Genomic DNA, 22,828 nt, shown 5'->3' on the forward strand with positions numbered 1-22,828 from the left:
TTTAAGGTCTATATTGAAGTGTGGAATTATTATTTTTAGAAGGTATTTTTAAGTGAAGCTGTTTTAGATTATTGCTGGTTAAAATTTATAACAAGTGAAAAAAAATGTACATTTACCCTATGTCGAAACTCTCATTACTAGTCGTTCTCTGTTGTTCGGTTTTGTTTTTTGGAACAAATACTGCAAAACAGGCTGAATTATCAACTCAAAACACACAAAAATTGATACAACCATCCTATTTAAAAGCAGGTGATACGGTTGCTATTGTAGCACCTTCGGGAATTTTAAAAAATCGCCAAGCAGAAGTTCAACGAGCTATAAAATTATTAGAAAGTTGGGGTTTACATGCTTTGGTTAGTAAGCATGTTTTTAGTCAGGATAACCATTTTGCAGGAACAGATGCTGAACGTTGTGAAGATTTGCAGAAAGCCATGGACAATCCAACCATTAGTGCTATTTGGGCAGCAAGAGGTGGTTATGGAACCGTACGCATTTTAGATAAATTAGATTATACGCAACTTAAAAAAAAACCAAAATGGTTGATAGGTTATAGTGATATTACAGCCTTACATAATGATTTTCATAATAACGGTTTTGAAACCATTCATGCCATGATGTGCACCAGTTTAACAGCTGATGAATCCGGTTTGGATGAAACCATAGCTACCTTTAAAAAAGCGCTTTTTGGCGAACCACTTACTTATATTTTAAAGGGTTCTGATTATAATAAAATTGGAGCGGTAACAGCACCACTTATTGGAGGGAATTTAACCATACTTCATACCATGTTAGGCTCTAAAAGCAGTATAGATACATCGGGTAAAATTTTGTTTATTGAAGAAATTGGCGAATACAAATACCATGTAGACCGTATGTTACAGAGTTTGAAACGTGCTGGATACTTTGATAATTGTGCTGGTCTTTTAGTTGGCGACATGACTAAAATGAGAAAAAACACAACAGCTTGGGGAAGTTCCATTGAACAATTAATTTTGGATGCCTTATCAGACTACGATTTCCCTATTGCTTTTAATATGCCTGCTGGTCATGAAGATGATAATCGTGCCATGATTTTAGGACAAAATGTGGAACTAGTGGTTGGTAACCAGCAGTCTACGTTACAGTTTTTAAAATAAGCGTTTCTGAATACTGAAAAATAATATAGCGCCTAAATAATATAAGCCAATATCTATAATATCCGTTGTATAGCGCGTACTGATTTGTGGCATAAACCATTCAAAATATATTGCAAAATAGGTTGTTAATCCCAATACAACCACCAACGGTACGTAGCTATTTTCGGTTTTTTTTAGTCGTCTTATAATGGCCAAACACAAGCCTAAAACAACAGGCATACATAAAAAATTATTCACATAAAAGTAGATCCAATTAGGTAGTGGCAGCTGAAATCTTTGCGACATATAAATTATAAGCGCCATTAATGCACTTATGATAAAAACAGGATGTTTAATAATTTTCATGCGGCAATTGCTGAAACGAGCCAGGCAATAAACATACCTATAGCCATAAACGCCATCCAGATGGAATGAATGATTTTTACAAAAATACGAACGACTAAAAAACGGTGATTTTTATTTTTTTCGTAGAAGGAAGGTGATGTTTCCTTTTGAATCTGAGCACGTTTTTTGCGGTCTTTTTCTTCTTGTGCAAACGCTAATTCACGTCTTTTCTGGTAGGACAATAAGGTGCCACAATTTGTGCAATAATCTTCATTTGTATTGTAAACACCACAATTTGGGCATTTTATTTGATTAGCCATATCACGTTTTAATGGAAAAACAAAGATACGATTAAAAGATGTATCTTGAATAAACAGATTAGCTACGGTGTCATATGATAAACGCTTAAAAATCTGCAATTTGGCAGCCTTTCAATATTTTTACAGACATCTTACCATTTTTATAGCTAATTGTATAACCAATTTTCTCTAGAGAGCATCGAGGCTCAATAGTAAACTTGATTAATCCCGAAACTTCAAAATCAGAATCTGTATGAAGTTTTAAAGGTTGTCTGTAAGTTGTGTTTTCACGAACCCAATTTACTGGACCATTTACAAAAGGATGTGGGTCTATCTCTTCAACAGTACGTGGAGTTTCAATAATTTTATTAATCATTTCAAGGTTTTTGTTTTTCTGCAAATCGGAACTAAACCTGCCTTTGTAAGCAACTTTAGAGTGTGGAGATACAAAATAAGAATCATTTTTTAGTATAATTTCTGTTACTAATTGGTAGCCGCTGTTTTCGGTTTCTTTTATTGTTAATTCTATATCATACGGATCAGTAATAAATAACGGATTACCATTAAATTCCAATGAATTCTGGTTTTCATTATCGGTTAGTGTGGCTAACTCTTGATTTGACTCTGTATTCATTGTTTTGGTTTGAATACATGCTGTGCTTAAAAAAATAAGACTGTAAATAACTGATTTGTACATAATTAATTCGTTTTGATTTATTAGTAAAACTAGCTGAAACACCTTCAAAAAGTGTCAAAAAAATGTAAAAGAAGTGTAAACGGTTGTAAAAAGTCAGCAAAATGTTAGTTCTTTACAGTTGTTATGACAAAAAGATTTATTTTTAAAATTAGTGGGTTACTTATTGTATTATTCTCAATTGTATTACTACTTACTTCTAATGATAATCATGCCTTGTTTTCGGAACGGGTTAAGGTGTCTTTACGCGATGTTGGCAACCAATTATTACTTATTAATCAAGACTCTACATCATTAGTTTTACCTGTAAAAGCGCTTAAAAACAATAATTTTCAATTAACCTTTGAAAACCCTTTATCTTTTGAACCTAGTCAGTTAGTTTCTATTATTGATTCGGCATTTCAAAAAGCAAAACTTCCCAATAATTATATCGTGGAAACCATTGCTTGCGAAGCGCAAGAGGTTGCCTATAGTTTTCAAATTTTAAATAATGTAGAAAATAGCATTGTGCCTTGTAGCGGTCGGTATTTACCAGAAAGTTGTTACGCTATTGAGGTAGTGTTTACGGATTTTAAACCGCAAACATCTTTAAAAAATGCTGGATTTTATAGCTTGCTAATAGGCGGTTGTAGCTTGTTGTTTTTCGGTTTTTATAAAGCAAAAGAAGCAGCTTTGAAACCTGTTGAATCGGGAAATTATTCTGAAATTGGTAGTTTTTATTTTTATCCAGAACAGAATAAATTGGTGAAGCAAACAGAAGAAATTAGTCTTTCTAAAAAGGAATGTGAGCTGTTAGAAATATTTGTAGCCCATCCAAATCAAATTATAAAACGCGATGAGCTTACTAAAAAAGTATGGGAGGATCATGGTGTTTTTGTTGGCAGAAGTTTAGATACATATATTTCTAAATTACGTAAGAAACTCCAAGATGATTCATCTATAAAAATTACTAATGTCCATGGAGTTGGGTATAAGCTTGAATTAAACCAGACTTAAACTCTACTAATTCACTATCTTGTAATTAATATTGATTGATATGGGAACTGGTCATGGCACACCATAACGAATTAGGAGATTTAGGAGAACAACTAGCAGCAGAGTATTTGCAAGCTAAAGGCTATGCTATTTTAGAGCGAAACTACCGATTTCAAAAAGCCGAAATAGATATAATTGCCAGACACAACAATCAACTGATTTGCGTGGAAGTGAAAACTCGTAATTCCGATTTTTTTGGCGATCCGCAAGAATTTGTTACGCCAGGAAAAGTTAAATTACTCGTAAAAGCTATGGATGCTTATGTAACCGAAAATGACATTGATTTAGAAAGTCGGTTTGATATTATAGCTGTTCTGAAAAATAAAACTACTGAAACTATTTCGCATTATGAAAATGCGTTTTATCATTTTTAAGTCGCCATCAAAAATGATTATTTTCTGAAATTATTTATTAAAATAACTTTCCAAATCTTCAACATGTTCTGGCTTTGCTAAAATAATCTTATCAGAATCTAAAACGAAATAGGATGGTGTGGCAGAAACGCCATAAGCCTTAATTAAAGGACTTTCCCATTTTTTTAAATCGTAAGTATGAATAAAACTTGGAAAATGCTCAATAGTTTGATTCCAATTTCTAACGCCATCTTCCAAACCATAAGCTAAAACGGTAATATTTGGATGGTTTTCCATTAGTGTTTTAACTTTTGGCAACTCCTGCAAACAATGACTACATCCGCTACTCCAAAAAATAAGAAGTGTGTTTTTTGAGGTATTAAAATTATATAAGGTTGTTTTAATAGCCTTGTTGTTTTCTAAATAGGTAAAATTAAAATCCGTAGCTTTTTTACCAATGGCAGATTTATTATAATCTTCTAAAGCTTCTATTAAAGATGTATTATTAGTTGCCTTGGCTAGTGGTAATAAGTAGATGTCGCTAATATAATTTACTACTTCAGGTTGCTGTTTATCCATCATGATTTTCCACAGATTTTCCAGAATCATAATTTTGGCGTCCTCATTATCCTTTGTTGCATTTACAACGTCATCTATAGCCATTTTGTAGTAGTGTGCATCTTCTGGCATTGCCAAAACATAAGCTTCTACACGCTCATTTAAAAAATCAGAGCTTAGTAATAACGGATTACTAAAATCCATATAATCAAAATAGTGTTTCTTTAGATTTGCTGAATACGTACTCACATCTTCATAAACATCTGGAATATAGGTTCTGTTGGATTTTATAAAAGGGGAAACCATCATGTTTGACGATTTTTTTTCGAACGCATCTTGCGTGTTTTTCAATGTTTTAAAAATGGCAGTTATTTCAGATGTATCCGTTTTTTGTGTCATAAAATAGTCACTGATTTGATGGTTTAGTTTAAAAATACTATCTGTATAGTTTTGCCATAATTTATTCTCTTCTGATATTACAAAATGTAATCCTGTTTCTAAATCGAAGGTTAATGAAATAGATTCTTTTCCGTTATAAAATACATCAAAATTATTGGCTTCAACAGGTGTTGCGTACACTATTTTATAAATCCCAACTTCCGAATCTTCATTTAAATTGATTATCCAACTTCCGTCGGTATTTGTTTTAGCTTGTTCAATGTAGTTTGTACCACTAGGTGTTACATGATAAAGCAATGCAAAACTGAATGATTCAGCCGGTGAAAACTGACCTTGAATGCTGTGTTGAGCGAACGTTACTAATGGTAATAATAGACACAGAAGAAGATATTTTTTCATAATAATATGTTTTATTTATCATAGCAAGGCTTATGCCACAATTGGTTTTAAAACCTGTAAGGCTTTGTCAACACTATTAATGTTTTCGAAGGTTAACAATAATCGCAAACCATTTCTAGTTTGCTTTTCTTTCATTTTACATGCTTGCGGATGCGTTTGTACGAATTGTAAAACACGTGTAAAATTCGGACTTTGATAAAATCCACTTTTCTGATCGGTAATAAAATAACCAATTAGTTTATTTTGCTTCATCACTACTTTTTCTAGTCCCATTTTAGTTGCAACCCATTTAATACGAACGCTATTCATTAAGTCCTCTACTTGGGTTGGTAGTTCTCCAAAACGATCGCGAATGTCGCTTTCAAATTTTTCAAGTTCGGCTTCTGTTTTTACCTCGTTCAATTTGGTGTACAGAATTAAACGTTCCGAAATATTATTCACATAATCGTCTGGAAACAGTAATTCAAAATCGCTATCTATGGTAATATCTTTAACATATTCTTTTTCTTTACCATCATCTTCGTATAAATCTGCAAATTCGGTTTCTTTCAGTTCGTCAATGGCTTCATTTAGAATTTTTTGGTAAGTATCAAAACCAATATCGTTTATAAATCCGCTTTGCTCACCACCTAATAAATCGCCAGCACCACGAATTTCTAAATCTTTCATAGCAATATTAAAGCCGCTGCCTAATTCGCTAAATTGCTCTAGGGCTGTAATTCGCTTTCTAGCATCTTCGGTCATGGCTGAATATTCGGGAGTAATAAAGTAACAAAAGGCCTTTTTATTACTTCGCCCAACACGTCCGCGCATTTGGTGCAAATCACTTAAGCCAAAATTATTCGCGTTATTAATAAAAATGGTATTGGCATTTGGAACATCTAATCCACTTTCTACTATGGTAGTGCTGACTAAAACATCAAATTCACCATTAATAAAAGCTAACATCAGTTGCTCTAGTTTTTTTCCTTCCATTTGGCCATGACCAATGCCAATTTTAGCATCAGGTACTAATCGTTGAATCATACCAGCTACTTCCTTGATGTTTTCAATGCGGTTGTGGATAAAAAATATCTGTCCACCACGTTGAATTTCATAGGTTACAGCATCGCGAATGCTCTCCTCGGTAAATCGAATGACATGACTTTCTATAGGATATCTATTAGGTGGAGGCGTTGTAATAACCGATAAGTCGCGAGCAGCCATTAAGCTAAATTGCAAGGTTCTTGGAATTGGTGTTGCCGTTAAGGTCAAGACATCTACATTATCTTTTAAAGTTTTTAACTTTTCTTTTACGGCAACACCAAATTTTTGTTCTTCATCTACAATTAGCAAACCTAAATCTTTAAACTTGACATTTTTGTTTACCAATTGGTGCGTACCAATAATAATATCTACGGAACCAGACTCTAAATTTTCTAAAGTTTCGCGTTTTTCTTTAGCCGTTCTAAAACGGTTAAGGTAATCTACCGTTACGGGAAAATCTTTTAAGCGCTCTCTAAAAGTTCGGGAATGTTGATAGGCTAAAATGGTTGTAGGAACTAATACGGCAACTTGCTTACCATTGTCTACGGCTTTAAAAGCGGCACGAATAGCGACTTCCGTTTTACCAAAACCCACATCACCACAAACCAGTCTGTCCATAGGACGTTTACTTTCCATATCTGCTTTTACATCAGCAGTTGCTGTACTTTGGTCTGGTGTATCTTCATAAATAAAAGAGGCTTCCAGCTCATGTTGCATGTGGCTGTCTGGATGATATTGATGGCCTTTTTCTAATTTCCGTTTGGCATAAACTTGAATTAAATTAAACGCAATTTCCTTAACGCGCGATTTGGTTTTGGCTTTAAGTGTTTTCCAAGCTTTACTTCCTAACTTATAAACTTTAGGAGGCTTACCATCCTTACCATTAAATTTGGTTATTTTATGTAATGAATGAATGCTTAAATATAGCACATCGCGTTCACCATAAATTAATTTAATAGCCTCTTGTTTTTGTCCTTCAACATCTATTTTTTGAAGCCCTCCAAAGCGTCCAATTCCATGGTCTATATGTGTTACATAATCGCCAATATCTAAATTGGTTAGCTCTTTTAAAGTAATAGCTTGTTTTTTAGCGTAGCCATTTTTTAAATGAAATTTATGATAGCGCTCGAATATTTGGTGATCCGTATAACAAGTAATTTTATTTTCATGGTCTACAAATCCTTGGTATAAGGACAGGACGATGGTTTTATAATGAACGGTTTGTTCCGCATCATCAAAAATATCATGAAACCGTTTGGCTTGCTGTTCACTAACACAGGCAATGTAATTGGTGTAACCCTTGTCATGATGCAAGTTTAAATCGTCTATCAATAAGTTGAATTGCTTATTGAAAGCTGGTTGTGGTGTGGTGTTGAATGTAATTATATGGTCTTGTGAAGCAAAAACGGCTTTGCTACCAAATTCTACTAAATTGAAATCCAGTAATTGCTTTTTTAATTCCGTTGCGTTACAAAATAAAGTTTCAGGTTCGGCATGTTTCAGTTCAGACGATAGGTTTTTAAAAGCCTCTTCGGCTTTGCTATAAAAATCGTCAATTCTATCGAAAACCAGATCGGCATTTTTTGTAAAAACAACGGTTTTCTGGGCAATGTATTTTAAGAAACTTTGTCTGCTTTCGTCAAGAAATTTATTTGCAACGTTTGGAATGATGCTTATTTTTTTAATCTGATCTGTGGACAATTGTGTTTCCACATCAAAGGTTCGGATACTATCAACATCATCACCAAAAAATTCAATTCGGTAGGGTTCGTCATGGGAAAATGAAAACACATCTACAATACCACCACGTACTGAAAATTCCCCAGGTTCGGTAACAAAATCAACACGTTTAAATTTGTATTCGAAAAGGACTTCGTTTACAAAATCGATGGATAAATTATCATTCACCGAAATTTTGAGTGTGTTCTTTTCCAGTTCTCGTCTGGTTACAACTTTTTCAAAAAGCGCATCTGGATAAGTGATTATAATGGCTGGTTTTTTACGCGAATTAATACGGTTTAAAACTTCGGAGCGTAGTAGAACGTTAGCGTTATCCGTTTCTTCAATTTGATAAGGCCGTCTATAACTTCCTGGATAAAAAAGCACATCTTTATCATTTAATAGGATTTCCAAATCGTTGAGGTGGAAAGCAGCTTCTTCCTTATCGTTAAAAACCAGTAAAAAAGGTTTGTCTGCTTGTTTAAACGCTTCACTAATAACGAGGGAAAATGCCGAGCCAACAAGGCCTTTTATATGTGTACGATTCTGGGTTTGGGCAATAGCAGTTTGCAGATTTTGCGTTTGCAAAGCCTGTGCGTATGTTTGCGAGAGGATGGATGTACTCAAAAGCAATTTTATTTTGTGCAAATATAGTAATTACAGGCTTTAAACTTTCTTTTTTAAATTGATGTTAGCCTATTTTTTTTCGACTTCAATTAAAAATTGAAAATAAAAAATCATCTGTTAAAAAAGCGAAATTAATATTTTAAAGAGTGGTAACTTTATTTATATTTGCAGTCCCTAAATGTGGGGATTAAAAATAGAAAGATATGTCATTTTCAGATTTATTCGACAGCGGATTTAAAAAACGGAACGAAGATCATTTTGCTTCCATTGTGAGAGTTGCTATGGATGATGGTATTATTACCGATGAAGAAAAAGCATTTTTAGATCGTTTAGCAAGAAATTTAGATATTAGCGAGGCGGATTACAAAATGATTTTAAAGGATTACCAATCGCATCCAATCAATCCACCAACGTCTTATGATAGACGATTAGAGCGTTTATATGATTTGGCTCGTATGGTTTATGTGGATCATATTAAAGGTGATCATGAGGAAATTGTATTGCGCAAAATAGCCATTGGCCTTGGATTTTCATCTGAAAATGTAAAGTATATTGTTGATAAGGCTTTAACTCTGGTAAATAATGGAGTTGATTTAGATACTTTTACCGAGGAAATGAAGCAAATGAATCGTTAATATTTATACAGTTAATAAAAAAAAAGCCACTTAATTAGTGGCTTTTTTTTATGGTGCTAAACGCATAAACTCTTCTGCTTTTTCTACCATATTCCAACTGCCACAAATAAAAGGGACACGTTGGTGGAGTTCAGTAGGTTCAATATCTAAAATACGTGTAAAGCCATCACTGGCTTTTCCTTGAGCTTGTTCAGCTAAAAAGGCCATTGGGTTGCATTCATATAATAAACGTAATTTCCCGTTTGATGTTTTTGAACTTTTAGGATATAAATAAATACCACCTTTAATCATGTTTCTATGGAAGTCTGATACTAAAGATCCAATATATCTTGAGGTGTATGGTCTGTCTCCTTCTTCCATTTGGCAATATTTAATATAGTTTTTAATGCCTTGTGGAAAATGAATATAATTCCCTTCATTAACAGAGTATATTTTACCATCTTTAGCAAAGGTCATGTTTGGATGCGATAAGTAGAATGTTCCAATAGCTGGGTTTAAAGTAAAACCATTAACACCATGACCAGTTGTATAAACCAACATAGTGGACGTGCCATAAACCACATAACCAGCTGCTACTTGCTGATTGCCTTTTTGTAAAAAATCTTCTAATTGAACGGGTGTCCCAACTGGTGTTACCCGTCTGTAAATAGAAAAAATAGTACCCACAGACACATTAACATCAATATTAGAAGAGCCATCCAAGGGATCAATTAAAACTACATACTTATTATTATTGTTTTCATCTTGACTGTTAATGGATATAAAATCATCTTCTTCCTCACTAGCAATACCACAAACAATATTTCTATTGGTTAACGTTTGAATAAACTTATCATTAGCATAAACGTCCAGTTTTTGTTGATCTTCACCTTGTATGTTAGTTTCGCCAGCTGCTCCAATAATATCAACTAACCCAGCTTTATTAACTTCATGATTAACGACCTTGGCAGCTAAACGGATGGAATTAATTAATCGGGATAATTCACCTGATGTATATTTGAAAGAGGACTGATTTTCAATAATAAACTCACCGAGCGTTTGATTTTTTCTTGACATGAACGTGTGTGTATGGTTTGTGCAAATATCGTATTTTTTAGGAAACTACAACGTTTTCGTCAAAATTATATGTGGTTAAATACCCAAGTTTAAACTATATTTACGCCAAAATTAAGGTATGAGTATTTCGGTTCGGGTAGCACAAAAAGGCGATATGAAAGCGGTTATAAAACTGATTAATGAGTTGGCTGTTTTTGAGAAGGAACCTAAAGCGGTAGAAATTACTACAACTGATTTAGAACGTGATGGGTTTGGAGAGAATCCTGCATTTCATTGTTTTGTTGCAGAAAACCGTACAAATATTGTAGGAATTGCGTTGGTTTATATGCGTTATTCTACATGGAAAGGTTCTGTTTTGCATCTGGAAGATTTAGTTGTTAGTCAAGCCATGCGTGGACAGGGTATTGGTACAATTCTATTAGATGAGGTGGTAAAATACGGAAATCAATTAGGCGTAAAACGGATTAGTTGGGAAGTGTTAGATTGGAATGAACCAGCCATTACTTTTTATGAGCAAAAAGGCGCTAACGTTATGCGCGATTGGAATGTGGTACATCTTAATGAAAAAGCAATTAAAGAATACCTATTAAACTTATAGCATGCAAGTATTTAAATTTGGTGGTGCCTCTGTTAAGGATGCACAAGGTGTAAAAAATTTAGTAACTGTTTTACAAGAAGCTGGACATAAAAACACATTGATTGTTGTGTCTGCCATGGGCAAAATGACCAATGCCTTGGAAAGTGTTGTTGGTAATTATTTTGATAATAAAACCGAATTACAAAGTTCGCTCCAAGAAGTTCGTAAGTTCCATAACGCCATTTTACTCGATTTATTTGAAAATGAAAACCATATCATTTTTAATAAAATATCTAAATTATTTGATGAGTTGGCCGCTTTTTTCGACCGTAACAAGTCCCCAGATTATAACTTTGTTTACGACCAAGCCATTGGTTATGGAGAATTAGCATCTACAACCATTATTAGTGCTTACCTTAACGAAGTTGGTTTAGAAAATAACTGGTTGGATGTTCGTGAATTTATAAAAACGGATAATTATTATAGACGAGCCAATGTAAATTGGTTGGAAACACAATTACAAATTACTACCCATTTCAATCAGAATAAACTAAATATAACACAGGGTTTTTTAGGTAGTGATGCTAATAATTTTACAACAACTTTAGGGCGTGAGGGTAGTGATTATACAGCTGCTATTTTTGCTTACTGTTTAAATGCTGAAAGTGTTACTATTTGGAAAGATGTTCCTGGTGTTTTAAATGCAGATCCGCGATATTTTGAAAACGCACAATTATTAAATTCTATTTCGTATAGAGAGGCTATTGAGTTGGCATTTTATGGTGCATCTGTCATTCATCCAAAAACATTACAGCCATTACAGCGTAAGGAAATACCGTTATTTGTAAAGTCGTTTTTAAATCCTCAAAACCCTGGAACCTGTGTAGGAAAAGGAAAAGGGATAGAGCCTGAAATTCCATGTTATATACTAAAACGCAATCAAATATTAATCTCCTTATCGTCTTTAGATTTTTCTTACATCGTTGAAGAAAATATTAGTGACATTTTCAATTTATTGCATTTGTATAAAATGAAAGTAGATGTCATTCAAAATTCAGCTATTAGTTTTTCAGTTTGTGTGGATGATATTTACCACAATCTGGATAAGTTATTGCAACATTTAAAAGCAAAATTCAAGGTAACTTGCCATGAAAATGTATCTTTATACACAATCAGACATTATAATACTGAAGTTGTTTCGCAGTTAGAACAAGGTAAAACGGTTTTAATGAAGCAATTAGCACAAGAAACTATGCAAATGATAACTGCATAAATTTTTTAATTACATTTGTTTAAATGAGCAAACAATCAGAAAAAGGATTAGTATCCGCAAAGGAAGTCGCAAAAGCTATACAACTTGATAAGTATGGTATTATTGGCACTTTTGCTGGTTGGGGTTTAATGAAATTACTAAAAATTTCTACATTAAATGCTATCTATAATCGCAATAAGCATTTGTCCGATTTAAAATTTTTAGATAGTATTTTAGATGAATTTCAAATAAAATTTGATATTCCTGAAGAAGACTTAAAACGCTTACCAAAAGAAGGTCCTTTTATTACTGTTTCCAACCATCCATTAGGTGGAATTGATGGTATTTTGCTCTTAAAATTAATGTTGGAGCAACGTAAAGACTTTAAGATAATTGCTAATTTTTTACTTAATAGAATAGAGCCTTTAAAGCCTTACATCATGCCTGTAAACCCTTTTGAGGACAAGAAAGATGCCCAATCAAGTATTGCAGGATTTAAAAATGCTATTCTTCATTTACGAGAAGGTCATCCGTTAGGTGTTTTTCCAGCGGGTGAAGTTTCAACCTATCGTGACGGTAAATTAGTTGTGGATAGACCTTGGGAACCTGCTGCTATTAAACTCATTCAAAAAGCCAACGTGCCTGTTGTTCCTATTTATTTTCATGCCAAAAACAGTCAGCTATTTTATAAACTATCAAAAATTAGTGACACATTTAGAACGGCTAAATTGCCAAGTGAATTACTAACACAAAAACGCCGAACAATTAAAGTAAGAATTGGTAGACCAATACCAGTTGCAGATCAAAATGAACATGCTACGCTAGAGAGTTTTTCGGAGTTTTTAAGGCGAAAAACATATATGCTATCTAATTCATTTGATGAAAAAGATAATTTATTAAGTAACTTTCCAACAAAATTAAAATTACCAAAACCTCCAAAACGGATTGTAGGTCAGGTTGATAAAAAGTTAATGACGAAAGAGGTAGCTGTGCTACGTGAAGGTGATTTCCGACTTCTACAAAGTAAAAATTACGAGGTGTTTTTAGCACCTGCTAATAAAGTACCTAATATCTTGCAAGAAATTGGGCGACTACGCGAAATAACGTTTCGTGAAGTAGGCGAAGGAACCAATGAAGCTATAGATTTAGACGCATTTGATACCTATTATCACCATATGTTTCTTTGGGATTCTGATGAAGATATTCTAGTTGGAGCTTATAGAATGGGTCTCGGATCTCAAATATTTAAAAAGTTTGGTATAGATGGATTTTATCTTCAAGATTTATTCCGTTTTGAACCAGAACTCTATAAAATGATGAGCCAATCCATTGAAATGGGTCGTGCGTTTATTATAAAGAGTTATCAGCAAAAGCCCATGCCTTTATTCCTTCTTTGGAAAGGGATTGTTCATACCACCTTGCGGTATCCAGAACATAAATATTTAATTGGAGGTGTTAGTATTAGTAATCAATTCACAAACTTTTCTAAATCGTTAATGATAGAGTTTATGAAATCTCATTATTACGATCCTTATGTTGCACAGTATGTGCATCCTAAAAAAGAATTTAAAGTTAAACTAAAAGATGCAGATAAAGACTTTGTGTTTGATGAAGCAGAAGCCGATTTAAATAAGTTTGACAAAATAATAGATGAGGTTGAACCAGGTGCATTACGTTTGCCAGTTTTGCTTAAAAAATACATCAAACAAAACGCCAGATTAGTAGCCTTTAATGTGGATCCGTTATTTAATAATTCGGTTGATGGTTTGATGTATATTAAAATTGCCGATTTGCCTGAAAGCACTGTAAAGCCAGTAATGGAAGAGTTTCAGGCAGAGTTAGAACGTAAGCTTTCTGAACAAAATGAAAGCTAATGTAATCTTTCTATTTTTTCTATTGTGTGTTGTAAAATCTTTTCCTCAAGAGGTTTCAGGTATCATTGTTGACTCAAAAACAAATACACCAATTGAAGGTGCTTCTGTATATTTCGATAATACAACCGTTGGTACAATTTCAGACATGGAAGGACTTTTTAATATCACCAAATCGGCTTCTATCAATAGTCCGTTAGTAGTTTCCTTTTTGGGATATAAAAAACAAGTTATCTCTAATTATTCCACTGAAGAAAAACTGACCATTTTTTTAGTTGAAGATATTAATGCTTTAAACGAAGTGTTTTTAGAGTCCAAAGATTCTTGGTCGCGTGCACGGAAATTGAAAGATTTCAAAACCTATTTTTTAGGAGAAACCAATAACGCGTTATCCTGTAAAATTTTAAATGAAGAAGTTATTCGTTTACAGTTCCTAGAAACCGAAAACAAACTAGTGGCAAGTGCTACAACGCCTTTGGTTATTTTGAATGAAAACCTAAAGTACCAAATTCAATACGACTTACAAGATTTTGAAGTAACCTATCAGATGGGTGATAACTTACAAGATTTTTACCCTTCAAGTGTTTTTTATGCAGGAACATCTTTTTACATGTCAGGTGCTGTAAATAAACGAATTATTAAGCGAAGAAATAAAGTTTATAACGGTTCGGTATTGCATTTTATGCGTGTCTTATTACTAGGGAAATTAGCGGATAATAAATTTAAATTGATATTTGAGGGCAAGGAAGTACCACAAAAAAACTTTATCAGTATCTATGCTACCGATAATCCAGAATTGTATCAAGTGCGATTGTTTAAACCTTTGTTGGTTGTTTATGATAATGACACACATAATCAATCTAGAATAACTAGTAAAGACACCTATTTTTATTTGGATAAAAATGGTAATCATTCACCTGTAGATGGCCTTATTTTTACTGGTTATTTTGGTAAACAACGAATTGCTGATACGCTACCACTGGATTATCAGCCAGAAAAAGATTAGTTTATAATTCAGAATCTATAGGCTCCCAAAGTTCAATTTTATTACCGTCGTTATCCAGAATCCAACCAAATTTACCGTATGCATATTCTTCCATGTCGCCAACAATGGTAACACCTTCTTCTTTTAAAACTTTTAAGAGCTCCACTAAATTTTCAACTCGGTAATTAAACATAAAGTCTTTTTTAGAAGGCTCATAATATGTTGTGTCTTCGGGAAACGGACTCCATTGCGTGGTGCAATCGTTACCGTCTTTATCCTGCCATTTAAAAGTACTTCCATAATCATCTGTATCAAAGCCTAAATGTTTTTTATACCAGTCTTTGGATGCTTTAGGGTCCTTTGCTTTAAAGAAAATGCCACCAATTCCTGTAACGCGTTTTTTCATAATTATGCTTTTTTAATATTTGTTTCATAGATAGAAATCCACTCTTTTACGGTGAGTTTTTTACAAAGTTCCGCAATAAGCTCTAATGGAATTTCGTCTATCTTTTTAAATCGGATACAGCTTTTGCCCATATCCAGTTTTCGTTTACAGTATTTTGGATATTCGGAAACAAACCAATCGTGAATTTCTGGAACCGCATAGATACCGCTATGATATAAATTAATTGAGTTTTTCTGTGAAGCAAAACTCATAAATGGTAAAGGTTCTTTTGGATTGCAATGGTATCCGTCCGGGTAAATGCTATGTGGTACAAAATAACCTATCATACCATATTGAATGCCTTCTTGAAAGTCTTTGGGTAAATTATCCTTTATAGTATTACGAAGTTTTTTTAGTGTTTCTTGGCGTTCTTTAGGCGTTTGATTAATATAATCTTCAGCCGATGTTGCTTTGTATTGCATTCTATTTGCTTTTACGTTGTAGTATTAAACCAGATATTAAAGATATAATAAATCCTATAATTAAAGCCGTCAAGGCCATGACTGTAAAACCAATGAATGGATTTTTAAACAATTCTTTTTCAGATTCAAGTTCTTTTAATTTTTCTTCAAATTCCGCAGGGTCTAGGTTCTCTCGAAATTGTTCCACATAATGTGCATAATACTCATTTATAAAATCTGGATTAATATACTCCGTATAAATCACATTAATTAACCCGAAAGTTATAGCGGCACATATTGAAATTAATAAGCCTAAAGTTAATGCTTTTGAAAAGCTAATTATGCCATTATTAATGGTGTCTCGATAACTTTTTATTCCAAAATAAATAACGGATAATGCTAAAATAATGCTAACGTATCCAAAAACTTCACTAATTGTGTAGTTCATGTAATCTTCAATAAGAAAAGAAAAACTAAAGAGTATTATTAACAAGGTACTGCTGTAGACACCAAATTTTTTTACCGTGGATTTCATTTTTAATAGTTTATCAATTAGATGTGTTGGTCTACTAGAATCGTATTCCCATCAGGATTACTAATAACAAAGCTACCTGGACCAGACGTGTTGGTTTTTACTTCAGATATAAATGATACATCTTTTTCCTTGAGTTGGCTTTGAATGTCACGAACATCTGTAAATGTTTTTAGCGTGTTAGCGTTTTCATCCCAACCCGGATTAAAAGTTAGAATATTATTTTCAAACATTCCTTGAAATAAGCCTATTAAGGTTTTATTGTTTTTCATAATCAGGTAATTTTTTTCCATGTCACCACCGAAAACTTTAAATCCGAGAGTTTCATAAAATATTTTTGATTTTGATAAATTCTTAACACTTAAGCTAACTGAAAAAGCTCCTAATTCCATAATATGATAGTTTAAAATTAATAATCAAAAATAGAAGATTTGTTATTTTTAGCGCTCATACTAAAGTACCAAAACCCACTTACTTTAGTATAAATGTAGGGAAATTAAATAATTTGGAGTTGTTTGGCTATTTTTAGTGCTTCCGTTCGTCTTTTAGCCTGTAGTTTTGCCAATAAGTTTGATACATGTGTTTTTACAGTACTTTCAGAAACAAATAATTTTTCGCCAATTTCTTTATTAGATAAGCCTTCTGATATTTGTTTTAGAACAGCATATTCACGCGTTGTAATTTCTAATTCTTTTAATTTGTGCGTGTCTATTTTTTTGGTCAGTATAGGTTGATGCGTAGCATTTTTCTTACTGATATAAACGCCGACAAAGAAACATACAATAGCGCTAAACGCAATGGCGATTTCAATTTTTAAGTCTCCAGAAATTACGGCATACTGGCTCAATTGAAATAATGAAAGTAAAGCAATAATAAGTGCAGAGAAAATAAAAACGGTTTTTTTCATAAGGATGAATTAACAAAATTTTGCTTGGATTTTATTGACGATGGTTTGTGCTAATTTTACTTTACTCTCTATTGTCCAACCCGCAATATGCGGTGTTAAAAGCACATTTTCGGCTTTAATTAAATACTGAAAAGCCTCTGGCATTTTAGATGAAAATAACTGTTCAAACGATGCTTTTTCGTATTCTAAAACATCTAATCCAGCACCTAAAATTTTACCTGACTTTAAGGCTAATACCAAATCACTTGTAACCACACTTTTTCCGCGTGCTGTATTGAGAAGCCAGAATGGTTTTTTGAATGCGTTTATAAATTCTGTATTCACCATATTTAGTGTAAGGGGTGTTTGTGGTGTGTGTAAACTTAATACATCGGCTTGGGCTTGCAATGTTTTTAAAGTGACCTGTTCTGCATTTTCGTCACCAACATGGGATTGAATGTCGTAACATAAAACGGTGACATCAAAGCCTCGTAATTTTTTAGCAAAGGCTTTCCCCATATTTCCATAACCAATTAAGCCTACGGTTTTTCCATCTAACTCAATACCTCGGTTTTCTTCCCGTAACCATTGGCCGTTTCTAACTTCATGGTCTGCTTTGTTAAATTTGTTAAATAAAGAAAGCAGCATGCCTAATGTATGTTCGCCAACAGCATTTCTGTTACCTTCTGGTGCTGAAATAAGTTGAATTCCTTTTTGTAGCGCGTATTCACCATCAATATTTTCAACACCTGCACCAACACGACCAATAAATTTAAGATTGGTAGCTGCATCCAAAAATTGCTTATCTATAGAAAAACGACTACGGATAATAATACCATCATAGTTTTGAATTTTAGCTTCAATTTCAGATTTAGAAGACGAATAATCTTCATCATTTTGAAAGCCCATAGCGTTTAATTGCTCCAGCATTAATGGGTGATTGGTGTCTAAATGGAGTATTTTCATGTATGTAAAAACAACAGATTAGTTTATTCAAATATATGAAACCTAAACATGAACTCCCGATTTTCAATTCAAGATATTGTTCGTGCTTATACTTATGAATTCCTTCTTCATTTGGTAAATAAGTACTTAAGATTTCTTTTCTAGTTGAAACGGCATCCTTTCGTTTAAAAAAAGAAAAAATAGGCTGTATAGCGCGACTGTATAGTTACACCGAAAAACTATTTAAATATTAAAACCCTAAAATGAGTTTGGCAATGGTAAAGTAAATTAAAATACCAAATAAATCATTACTGGTGGTGATAAAAGGTCCGGTTGCTACTGCTGGATCTATACCGCGTTTGTCCAAGAAGATAGGGATAAAGGTTCCAACCAACGCAGCCATAAGAATTACGGCAACCAAAGCAATACTTATGGTTATAGAAACGATATAAGGTGTGCTGAACACAAAATGCGTAATTAACAATCCAATACAAGCAATGGCAACGCCATTTACTAAACCTAGAAGTGCTTCTTTTAAAAGCCGTTTAATAATATTGCCATCTATACTGTCATTGGCCAAACCTTGTACAACAATGGCAGACGACTGAACACCCACATTACCAGCGGTTGCTTGGATTAACGGTACAAAGCTTAACAGAACGACAAAGGCTCCCATATGGTCATTAAATTGTTCTATTATTCCTGCAGCTCCAAGTCCGCCAAACATACCAATTAATAGCCATGGTAATCGTGCTTTGGTGAGCTTCCAAATGCTATCATCGGCTTCTACACCTTGTGAGATACCTGCTGCTAATTGGTAATCCTTATCGGCTTCTTCACGAATAACATCTACAATATCATCAATAGTAATTCGGCCTAAAAGTGTGTAATTTTTATCGACTACAGGAATGGCTTCCAAATCATATTTTTGCATGATTTTCGCTACTTCTTCAGCGTCTTCATCAACAAAAACGTAATCCACACTGGTTATGTAGATATCGGCAATTTTCTGATCGCTTTTTGCAACAATTAAATCTTTTAAGGATAAACGTCCTTTCAGTTTATCTTTTCTGTCCACAACATAAATAGAATGTACGCGAGTAACATCTTTAGCTTGTCCACGAATACGGCGTAAACAACCTGCAACCGTCCAAGTTTCGTAAACTTTTACCAGCTCTTTACCCATAAGTCCACCAGCAGTGTCCTCATCATAGGCTAAAAGTTCGGTTATTTCGTCACGATGTTCCGTGTCTTCAATATGAGAGATGACTTCGGCCTGACGTTCTTCAGATAATTCTGCAATAATATCGGCTGCATCATCGGTATCTAATTCTTCAATTTCTTCCGCAATTTCTTTAGCCGAAAGGTTTTTAAGAATTTTTTCTCGTGTATCTTCATCCAATTCCATCAGAATATCTGCGGTGGTTTCAGAATCTAATAGCTTGATTACATAAACGGCTTCCTCCAGATTTATTTCATCAAGAATTTCAGCAATATCAGCATGGTGAAATTCATTTAACAAGGCTTTTAATTCCTTATCGTTTTTATTTTCGATGAGGGTTTCAACCTGTTCTATAAGTTCATCAGTGAGCTGAAATTGTATGTTTTCTTTTTCTTCGGACATGCGTTTTTGTTAGTTTGTTTTGTTATTATAACAAAACTTTAGTCGGTTTCATCAGTTTCTATCAGTTGTGTAAGTTCTATAAAAGCGGTTACAGACAATTGTTCTGGTCGCTTGTCAAAGATAGTATTTGCTTTTAAATTATCAGACAGATTAAAGGTTTTTAAGCTGTTTCGAAGTGTTTTTCTCCGCTGTTGAAACGCTTGTTTAACCACTTTAAAAAATAGCTTTTCGTTGCAAGGGAGTTTAAAATTTTCTTTTCGTTTTAAAATAAGTACGCCAGAATCGACTTTTGGAGGTGGATTAAAAACCGTTGGCGGAACGGTAAATAAATAATCTGCTTCATAAAATGCCTGTGTTAAAACGGATAAAATACCATATACTTTACTGCCCTCTTTAGAGCAAATACGTTGGGCAACTTCTTTTTGAAACATGCCCGAAAACTCCGGAATCTGGTCCCGCATTTCTAAAGTTTTAAAAACGATTTGTGTAGAAATGTTATACGGGAAATTTCCAATTATAGCAAAAGGCTCATCTTTAAAAACGGTGGTTAAATCGTACTTTAAAAAATCTTGTTCGATAACCCTATCGGCTAAATTAAGATAGTTGTTTTTTAAATACGCAACGGATTCGGTATCAATTTCTATAACATGGGTTGTGCTATTTTTTTTTAGAAGGTACTTGGTTAACACACCCATACCTGGACCAATTTCAAGAACATGCTTGTAGCCTTTAAAAGACAAGGTGTCGGCTATTTTTTCCGCAATAGTTTCATCGGTTAAAAAATGTTGGCCTAAATGTTTTTTTGCTTTTACAGACATGATATGTGTTTTTGTTTTTTTTTGAAAATAGACTATTTTCTATTCAGCACTTGCAGTAAATTCTTCAATAATTTCTAATTCTGTTCGGAATGCAAGCATTTTCTCACCAAATTTTTTAAGTCCTTCTAAGCGTAGGGCGTCTGCATTGTTTTTATAATAATTCTCTAAATTCTCGCGCGAATGTGCACGGTATTGCACGGAATAAGTTACGCCTCCCATTTCTTCTTCAATGAGAACACGTGTTAGCTTTGCTTCTTTAAAATTTCCAGTAGCCAATACTTTTGGAATGTGGTCTGTTTTCATCCAATTTAACCAATCTTCATGCAGGTTATTTTCAATGTTTATGGTTACATTATATATAATCATAGGGAATGGGTTTATTGTTTAAAACTAGATGTGCAAATTACAGGAGTTCTAGCTCATCATCAAAGGGTTTTGCGCTTTTTTATAAACGCTTGTTTTTTCTTGTTAATTTAGATTGTCACCGCGTAGTACACGAAATCGTTTTCTGGCATCGACAAAGTAAATACTGTCTTGGTAATTAAAAATAATTTGTTCGTAGTTTTCTTTAGCTTTTTGTGAATCCTGAAGTTGGTTTTCAAATAATTCGGCTAATGCAAAGTAGGCATCGTCGGCTAAAATGTCATCTTTAAAATTAGCAATGATTTTTTGGTAATTGATTACCGCTTTATCGTACTGTTTTTTTGTTTCAAAAAGTTTGCCTTGTTTGTATAGGGCTTGGTCTTCTATGGATTGCCCCTTGTAATTTTCTAAAATGGAATTTAAAAGGGCTATCGCTTCGTTGGGTTTATTTTGAAAAGCCATCAAATCGGCTTTTGCATAAAGTTTTAATGCGGCTTGAGTAGAATCTTCAAACTTATTATCGGTTATTAAAAGCATTAAATCTAAAGCATCATTAGCAATTAGTTGTGATGTAGAAGATTTTAAAATTTTAAGTTGGGATTCTGCCCATTTAAAATCCCCTTTATAATAGCTTGTTTGGGCTACTTTAAAACGGGCTTCTTGAGATAATGTGCTGTTTTTTAGATTCCGTTGAATTTGTGTAAAATAAATTAAAGCTTCATTAAATTTTTCTTGTAAAACAAGAATATCACCCAATTCTAATTTTACGGTTCCTTCTTCTAAGTCAGATAGCGGTAGTTTTAAACTTTCTTTCAGGAATGTGGTTGCTGCTTTGGGCTCATGTTTATAAAATGCTAGAAAATGCGCATAAGAAACTTGTAAATTTATGGTTTGATTAAACTTTCCAAATCTCTCAAAAAGCTCTAAATAGGTGTCCTCTATTATTTTTAAATCGGTTTCTGTTTTTAAGGCAATTTGTAATAAGTTATAATGAGCGCCAATTTGAACATCTGGATTTTGAGCTGTTTCCGTTAGGTAGGTAAAAATGCTTTTAGCAACCTCATAGGCCTGGTCATTCATAGCTGTAAATGCCAATTCTTCTATACGTTCTAAACTTTCAGGTTGTCTGTTAAAAATAGCTTTTTCTTGAGCAAATGCTTTATTGTAATCTTTCTGTTGAATAAAAAGCCAACTCAACAATTCATTCCAAAGTAGGTTTGGTTCTTGTTGAATTTTTTTGAGTAATAAGCGTTTTAGAATGATGTTATTATCATTTTCTGAATCATCCGTTATAAAATCGCTCATGGCTCGTTTAATGGTATTTAAATAGGACGTATTTGCATCAATAAAGCCTAAATAGCTATTAAACATTTTTTCTACATCACCTTGTTCGCCATAAATACGAGATAGTTGAAGGTTAAAATTCATGGCTGGTTTTATAATCATAGCTTTTTCGTAAGTTGTAATAGCTTGATCTAAAAGCGAACGATTTTCAAAAAATTTACCAACAGAGTAAGCGTAGTTTGGATTTTCATCCAAAAATGAAATGGCTTTGTTATAATTACTATTAGCAGATTCTAGATCGTTTTTTAATTGAAAATTATAGCCTAATTCCACGTAAAGTGCCGGGTATTTTACACGTTCAATTTGATTGACTAGCAAGGCTTCCGCTTGATCTAATTGTTCTAATTGTTGATGTGTTTTGATGAGTTCTAAAAAATAGGCATTATTATTTGAAGAGTTTTTATATAACTCCTGATAAGCCACTAATGCTTTCTGGAATTCTCCATTTTTAGAATATTCCTTTGCAAGTAAATCTTCTTGTGAAAACATACTAACAGTGGCTAAAAAAAAGCATAAAATAAAAAG

Annotated in this window: 24 protein-coding genes; 8 read left to right on the plus strand and 16 right to left on the minus strand. The window is 33.4% G+C overall.

The genetic code is table 11. The annotated features are described in order from the left end of the window. Window positions 1–119 precede the first annotated feature (119 nt). Window positions 120–1,136: a S66 peptidase family protein gene (locus tag BM239_RS04535; protein WP_177208978.1), complete on the plus strand. Its 1,017-nt coding sequence runs from the start codon at window positions 120–122 to the stop codon at window positions 1,134–1,136. Here the strand turns inward: BM239_RS04535 and BM239_RS04540 are convergent. The 3 genes from BM239_RS04540 to BM239_RS04550 form a co-directional block, all read right to left on the minus strand. Further along, on the minus strand, window positions 1,128–1,481 hold the full coding sequence (locus BM239_RS04540) for a hypothetical protein (protein ID WP_092206433.1): 354 nt from the start codon (window positions 1,479–1,481) through the stop codon (window positions 1,128–1,130). The genes BM239_RS04535 and BM239_RS04540 overlap by 9 nt on opposite strands. Next, window positions 1,478–1,780, minus strand: a complete 303-nt coding sequence (locus BM239_RS04545) for a TFIIB-type zinc ribbon-containing protein (RefSeq protein WP_092206784.1) — start codon at window positions 1,778–1,780, stop codon at window positions 1,478–1,480. The genes BM239_RS04540 and BM239_RS04545 overlap by 4 nt, the downstream gene beginning before the upstream one ends. 85 nt (window positions 1,781–1,865) lie before the next feature. After that, complete coding sequence (locus tag BM239_RS04550) at window positions 1,866–2,456, minus strand: hypothetical protein (RefSeq protein ID WP_143094890.1); 591 nt, start codon at window positions 2,454–2,456, stop codon at window positions 1,866–1,868. Between the two features lie 123 nt (window positions 2,457–2,579). Here BM239_RS04550 and BM239_RS04555 point away from each other — a divergent pair, with 123 nt between their 5' ends. Both BM239_RS04555 and BM239_RS04560 read left to right on the plus strand, forming a co-directional pair. Then, window positions 2,580–3,449, plus strand: coding sequence for a winged helix-turn-helix domain-containing protein (locus tag BM239_RS04555; protein WP_092206435.1), 870 nt, complete (start codon window positions 2,580–2,582; stop codon window positions 3,447–3,449). A gap of 53 nt (window positions 3,450–3,502) precedes the next feature. Next, window positions 3,503–3,862, plus strand: a complete 360-nt coding sequence (locus BM239_RS04560; RefSeq protein WP_092206436.1) for a YraN family protein — start codon at window positions 3,503–3,505, stop codon at window positions 3,860–3,862. 30 nt (window positions 3,863–3,892) lie between these two features. Here the strand turns inward: BM239_RS04560 and BM239_RS04565 are convergent, their stop codons facing one another. Both BM239_RS04565 and mfd read right to left on the minus strand, forming a co-directional pair. After that, window positions 3,893–5,197 carry a TlpA family protein disulfide reductase gene (locus tag BM239_RS04565; protein ID WP_092206437.1) on the minus strand — a complete coding sequence of 435 codons (1,305 nt, stop codon included), beginning with the start codon at window positions 5,195–5,197 and terminating at the stop codon, window positions 3,893–3,895. A 30-nt stretch (window positions 5,198–5,227) separates the two neighbouring features. Further along, window positions 5,228–8,569 (minus strand): transcription-repair coupling factor, encoded by a 3,342-nt coding sequence (gene mfd, locus BM239_RS04570; RefSeq protein WP_092206438.1) that lies wholly within the window; start codon window positions 8,567–8,569, stop codon window positions 5,228–5,230. Window positions 8,570–8,772: 203 nt separating this feature from the next. Between mfd and BM239_RS04575 the strand changes: the two genes are divergently transcribed. Then, window positions 8,773–9,204, plus strand: a complete 432-nt coding sequence (locus BM239_RS04575) for a TerB family tellurite resistance protein (RefSeq protein ID WP_092206439.1) — start codon at window positions 8,773–8,775, stop codon at window positions 9,202–9,204. Between the two features lie 48 nt (window positions 9,205–9,252). Here BM239_RS04575 and fbp read toward each other — a convergent pair whose 3' ends face one another. Continuing rightward, window positions 9,253–10,260, minus strand: a complete 1,008-nt coding sequence (gene fbp / locus BM239_RS04580; RefSeq protein ID WP_092206440.1) for a class 1 fructose-bisphosphatase — start codon at window positions 10,258–10,260, stop codon at window positions 9,253–9,255. Window positions 10,261–10,378: 118 nt separating this feature from the next. Here fbp and BM239_RS04585 point away from each other — a divergent pair, with 118 nt between their 5' ends. Genes BM239_RS04585 through BM239_RS04600 form a run of 4 tightly spaced genes read left to right on the plus strand, consistent with a single transcriptional unit; the run spans window position 10,379 to window position 14,966 of the window. Beyond that, window positions 10,379–10,858: a GNAT family N-acetyltransferase gene (locus BM239_RS04585; RefSeq protein WP_092206441.1), complete on the plus strand. Its 480-nt coding sequence runs from the start codon at window positions 10,379–10,381 to the stop codon at window positions 10,856–10,858. Between the two features lies 1 nt (window position 10,859). Continuing rightward, complete coding sequence (locus tag BM239_RS04590; protein WP_092206442.1) at window positions 10,860–12,110, plus strand: aspartate kinase; 1,251 nt, start codon at window positions 10,860–10,862, stop codon at window positions 12,108–12,110. A 23-nt stretch (window positions 12,111–12,133) separates the two neighbouring features. Continuing rightward, window positions 12,134–13,963, plus strand: coding sequence for a GNAT family N-acyltransferase (locus BM239_RS04595; RefSeq protein WP_092206443.1), 1,830 nt, complete (start codon window positions 12,134–12,136; stop codon window positions 13,961–13,963). Continuing rightward, window positions 13,953–14,966: a carboxypeptidase-like regulatory domain-containing protein gene (locus BM239_RS04600; RefSeq protein WP_092206444.1), complete on the plus strand. Its 1,014-nt coding sequence runs from the start codon at window positions 13,953–13,955 to the stop codon at window positions 14,964–14,966. The genes BM239_RS04595 and BM239_RS04600 overlap by 11 nt, the downstream gene beginning before the upstream one ends. A gap of 1 nt (window position 14,967) precedes the next feature. On the opposite strand, the gene BM239_RS04605 is transcribed toward BM239_RS04600, so the two are convergent. The 10 genes from BM239_RS04605 to BM239_RS04650 form a co-directional block, all read right to left on the minus strand. Beyond that, on the minus strand, window positions 14,968–15,351 hold the full coding sequence (locus BM239_RS04605; RefSeq protein WP_092206445.1) for a VOC family protein: 384 nt from the start codon (window positions 15,349–15,351) through the stop codon (window positions 14,968–14,970). A 2-nt stretch (window positions 15,352–15,353) separates the two neighbouring features. Beyond that, window positions 15,354–15,812 carry a DUF1801 domain-containing protein gene (locus tag BM239_RS04610; RefSeq protein ID WP_092206446.1) on the minus strand — a complete coding sequence of 153 codons (459 nt, stop codon included), beginning with the start codon at window positions 15,810–15,812 and terminating at the stop codon, window positions 15,354–15,356. 1 nt (window position 15,813) lies between these two features. Next, window positions 15,814–16,326 (minus strand): DUF4199 domain-containing protein, encoded by a 513-nt coding sequence (locus BM239_RS04615; RefSeq protein ID WP_092206447.1) that lies wholly within the window; start codon window positions 16,324–16,326, stop codon window positions 15,814–15,816. Between the two features lie 17 nt (window positions 16,327–16,343). Then, the gene (locus tag BM239_RS04620) at window positions 16,344–16,715 is read right to left on the minus strand and encodes a VOC family protein (RefSeq protein WP_092206448.1); all 372 of its coding nucleotides are present in this window, start codon (window positions 16,713–16,715) and stop codon (window positions 16,344–16,346) included. 104 nt (window positions 16,716–16,819) lie between these two features. Next, a complete protein-coding gene (locus BM239_RS15555; RefSeq protein WP_092206449.1) occupies window positions 16,820–17,230 on the minus strand; it encodes a response regulator transcription factor in 411 nt (136 codons plus the stop codon). 9 nt (window positions 17,231–17,239) lie between these two features. Next, complete coding sequence (locus tag BM239_RS04630; protein ID WP_092206450.1) at window positions 17,240–18,175, minus strand: 2-hydroxyacid dehydrogenase; 936 nt, start codon at window positions 18,173–18,175, stop codon at window positions 17,240–17,242. A 229-nt stretch (window positions 18,176–18,404) separates the two neighbouring features. Beyond that, complete coding sequence (gene mgtE / locus BM239_RS04635) at window positions 18,405–19,778, minus strand: magnesium transporter (protein ID WP_092206451.1); 1,374 nt, start codon at window positions 19,776–19,778, stop codon at window positions 18,405–18,407. Between the two features lie 38 nt (window positions 19,779–19,816). Continuing rightward, on the minus strand, window positions 19,817–20,596 hold the full coding sequence (rsmA, locus tag BM239_RS04640) for a 16S rRNA (adenine(1518)-N(6)/adenine(1519)-N(6))-dimethyltransferase RsmA (protein ID WP_092206452.1): 780 nt from the start codon (window positions 20,594–20,596) through the stop codon (window positions 19,817–19,819). Between the two features lie 39 nt (window positions 20,597–20,635). Beyond that, entirely contained in the window at window positions 20,636–20,962 is a 327-nt protein-coding gene (locus BM239_RS04645; protein ID WP_092206453.1) for a DUF4286 family protein, read from the minus strand. A 102-nt stretch (window positions 20,963–21,064) separates the two neighbouring features. Continuing rightward, a complete protein-coding gene (locus BM239_RS04650) occupies window positions 21,065–22,792 on the minus strand; it encodes a tetratricopeptide repeat protein (protein ID WP_245758191.1) in 1,728 nt (575 codons plus the stop codon). Between the last annotated feature and the right edge of the window lie 36 nt (window positions 22,793–22,828).

Source organism: Algorimicrobium echini (assembly GCF_900115185.1).
Taxonomy (GTDB): Bacteria; Bacteroidota; Bacteroidia; order Flavobacteriales; family Flavobacteriaceae; genus Algorimicrobium; species Algorimicrobium echini.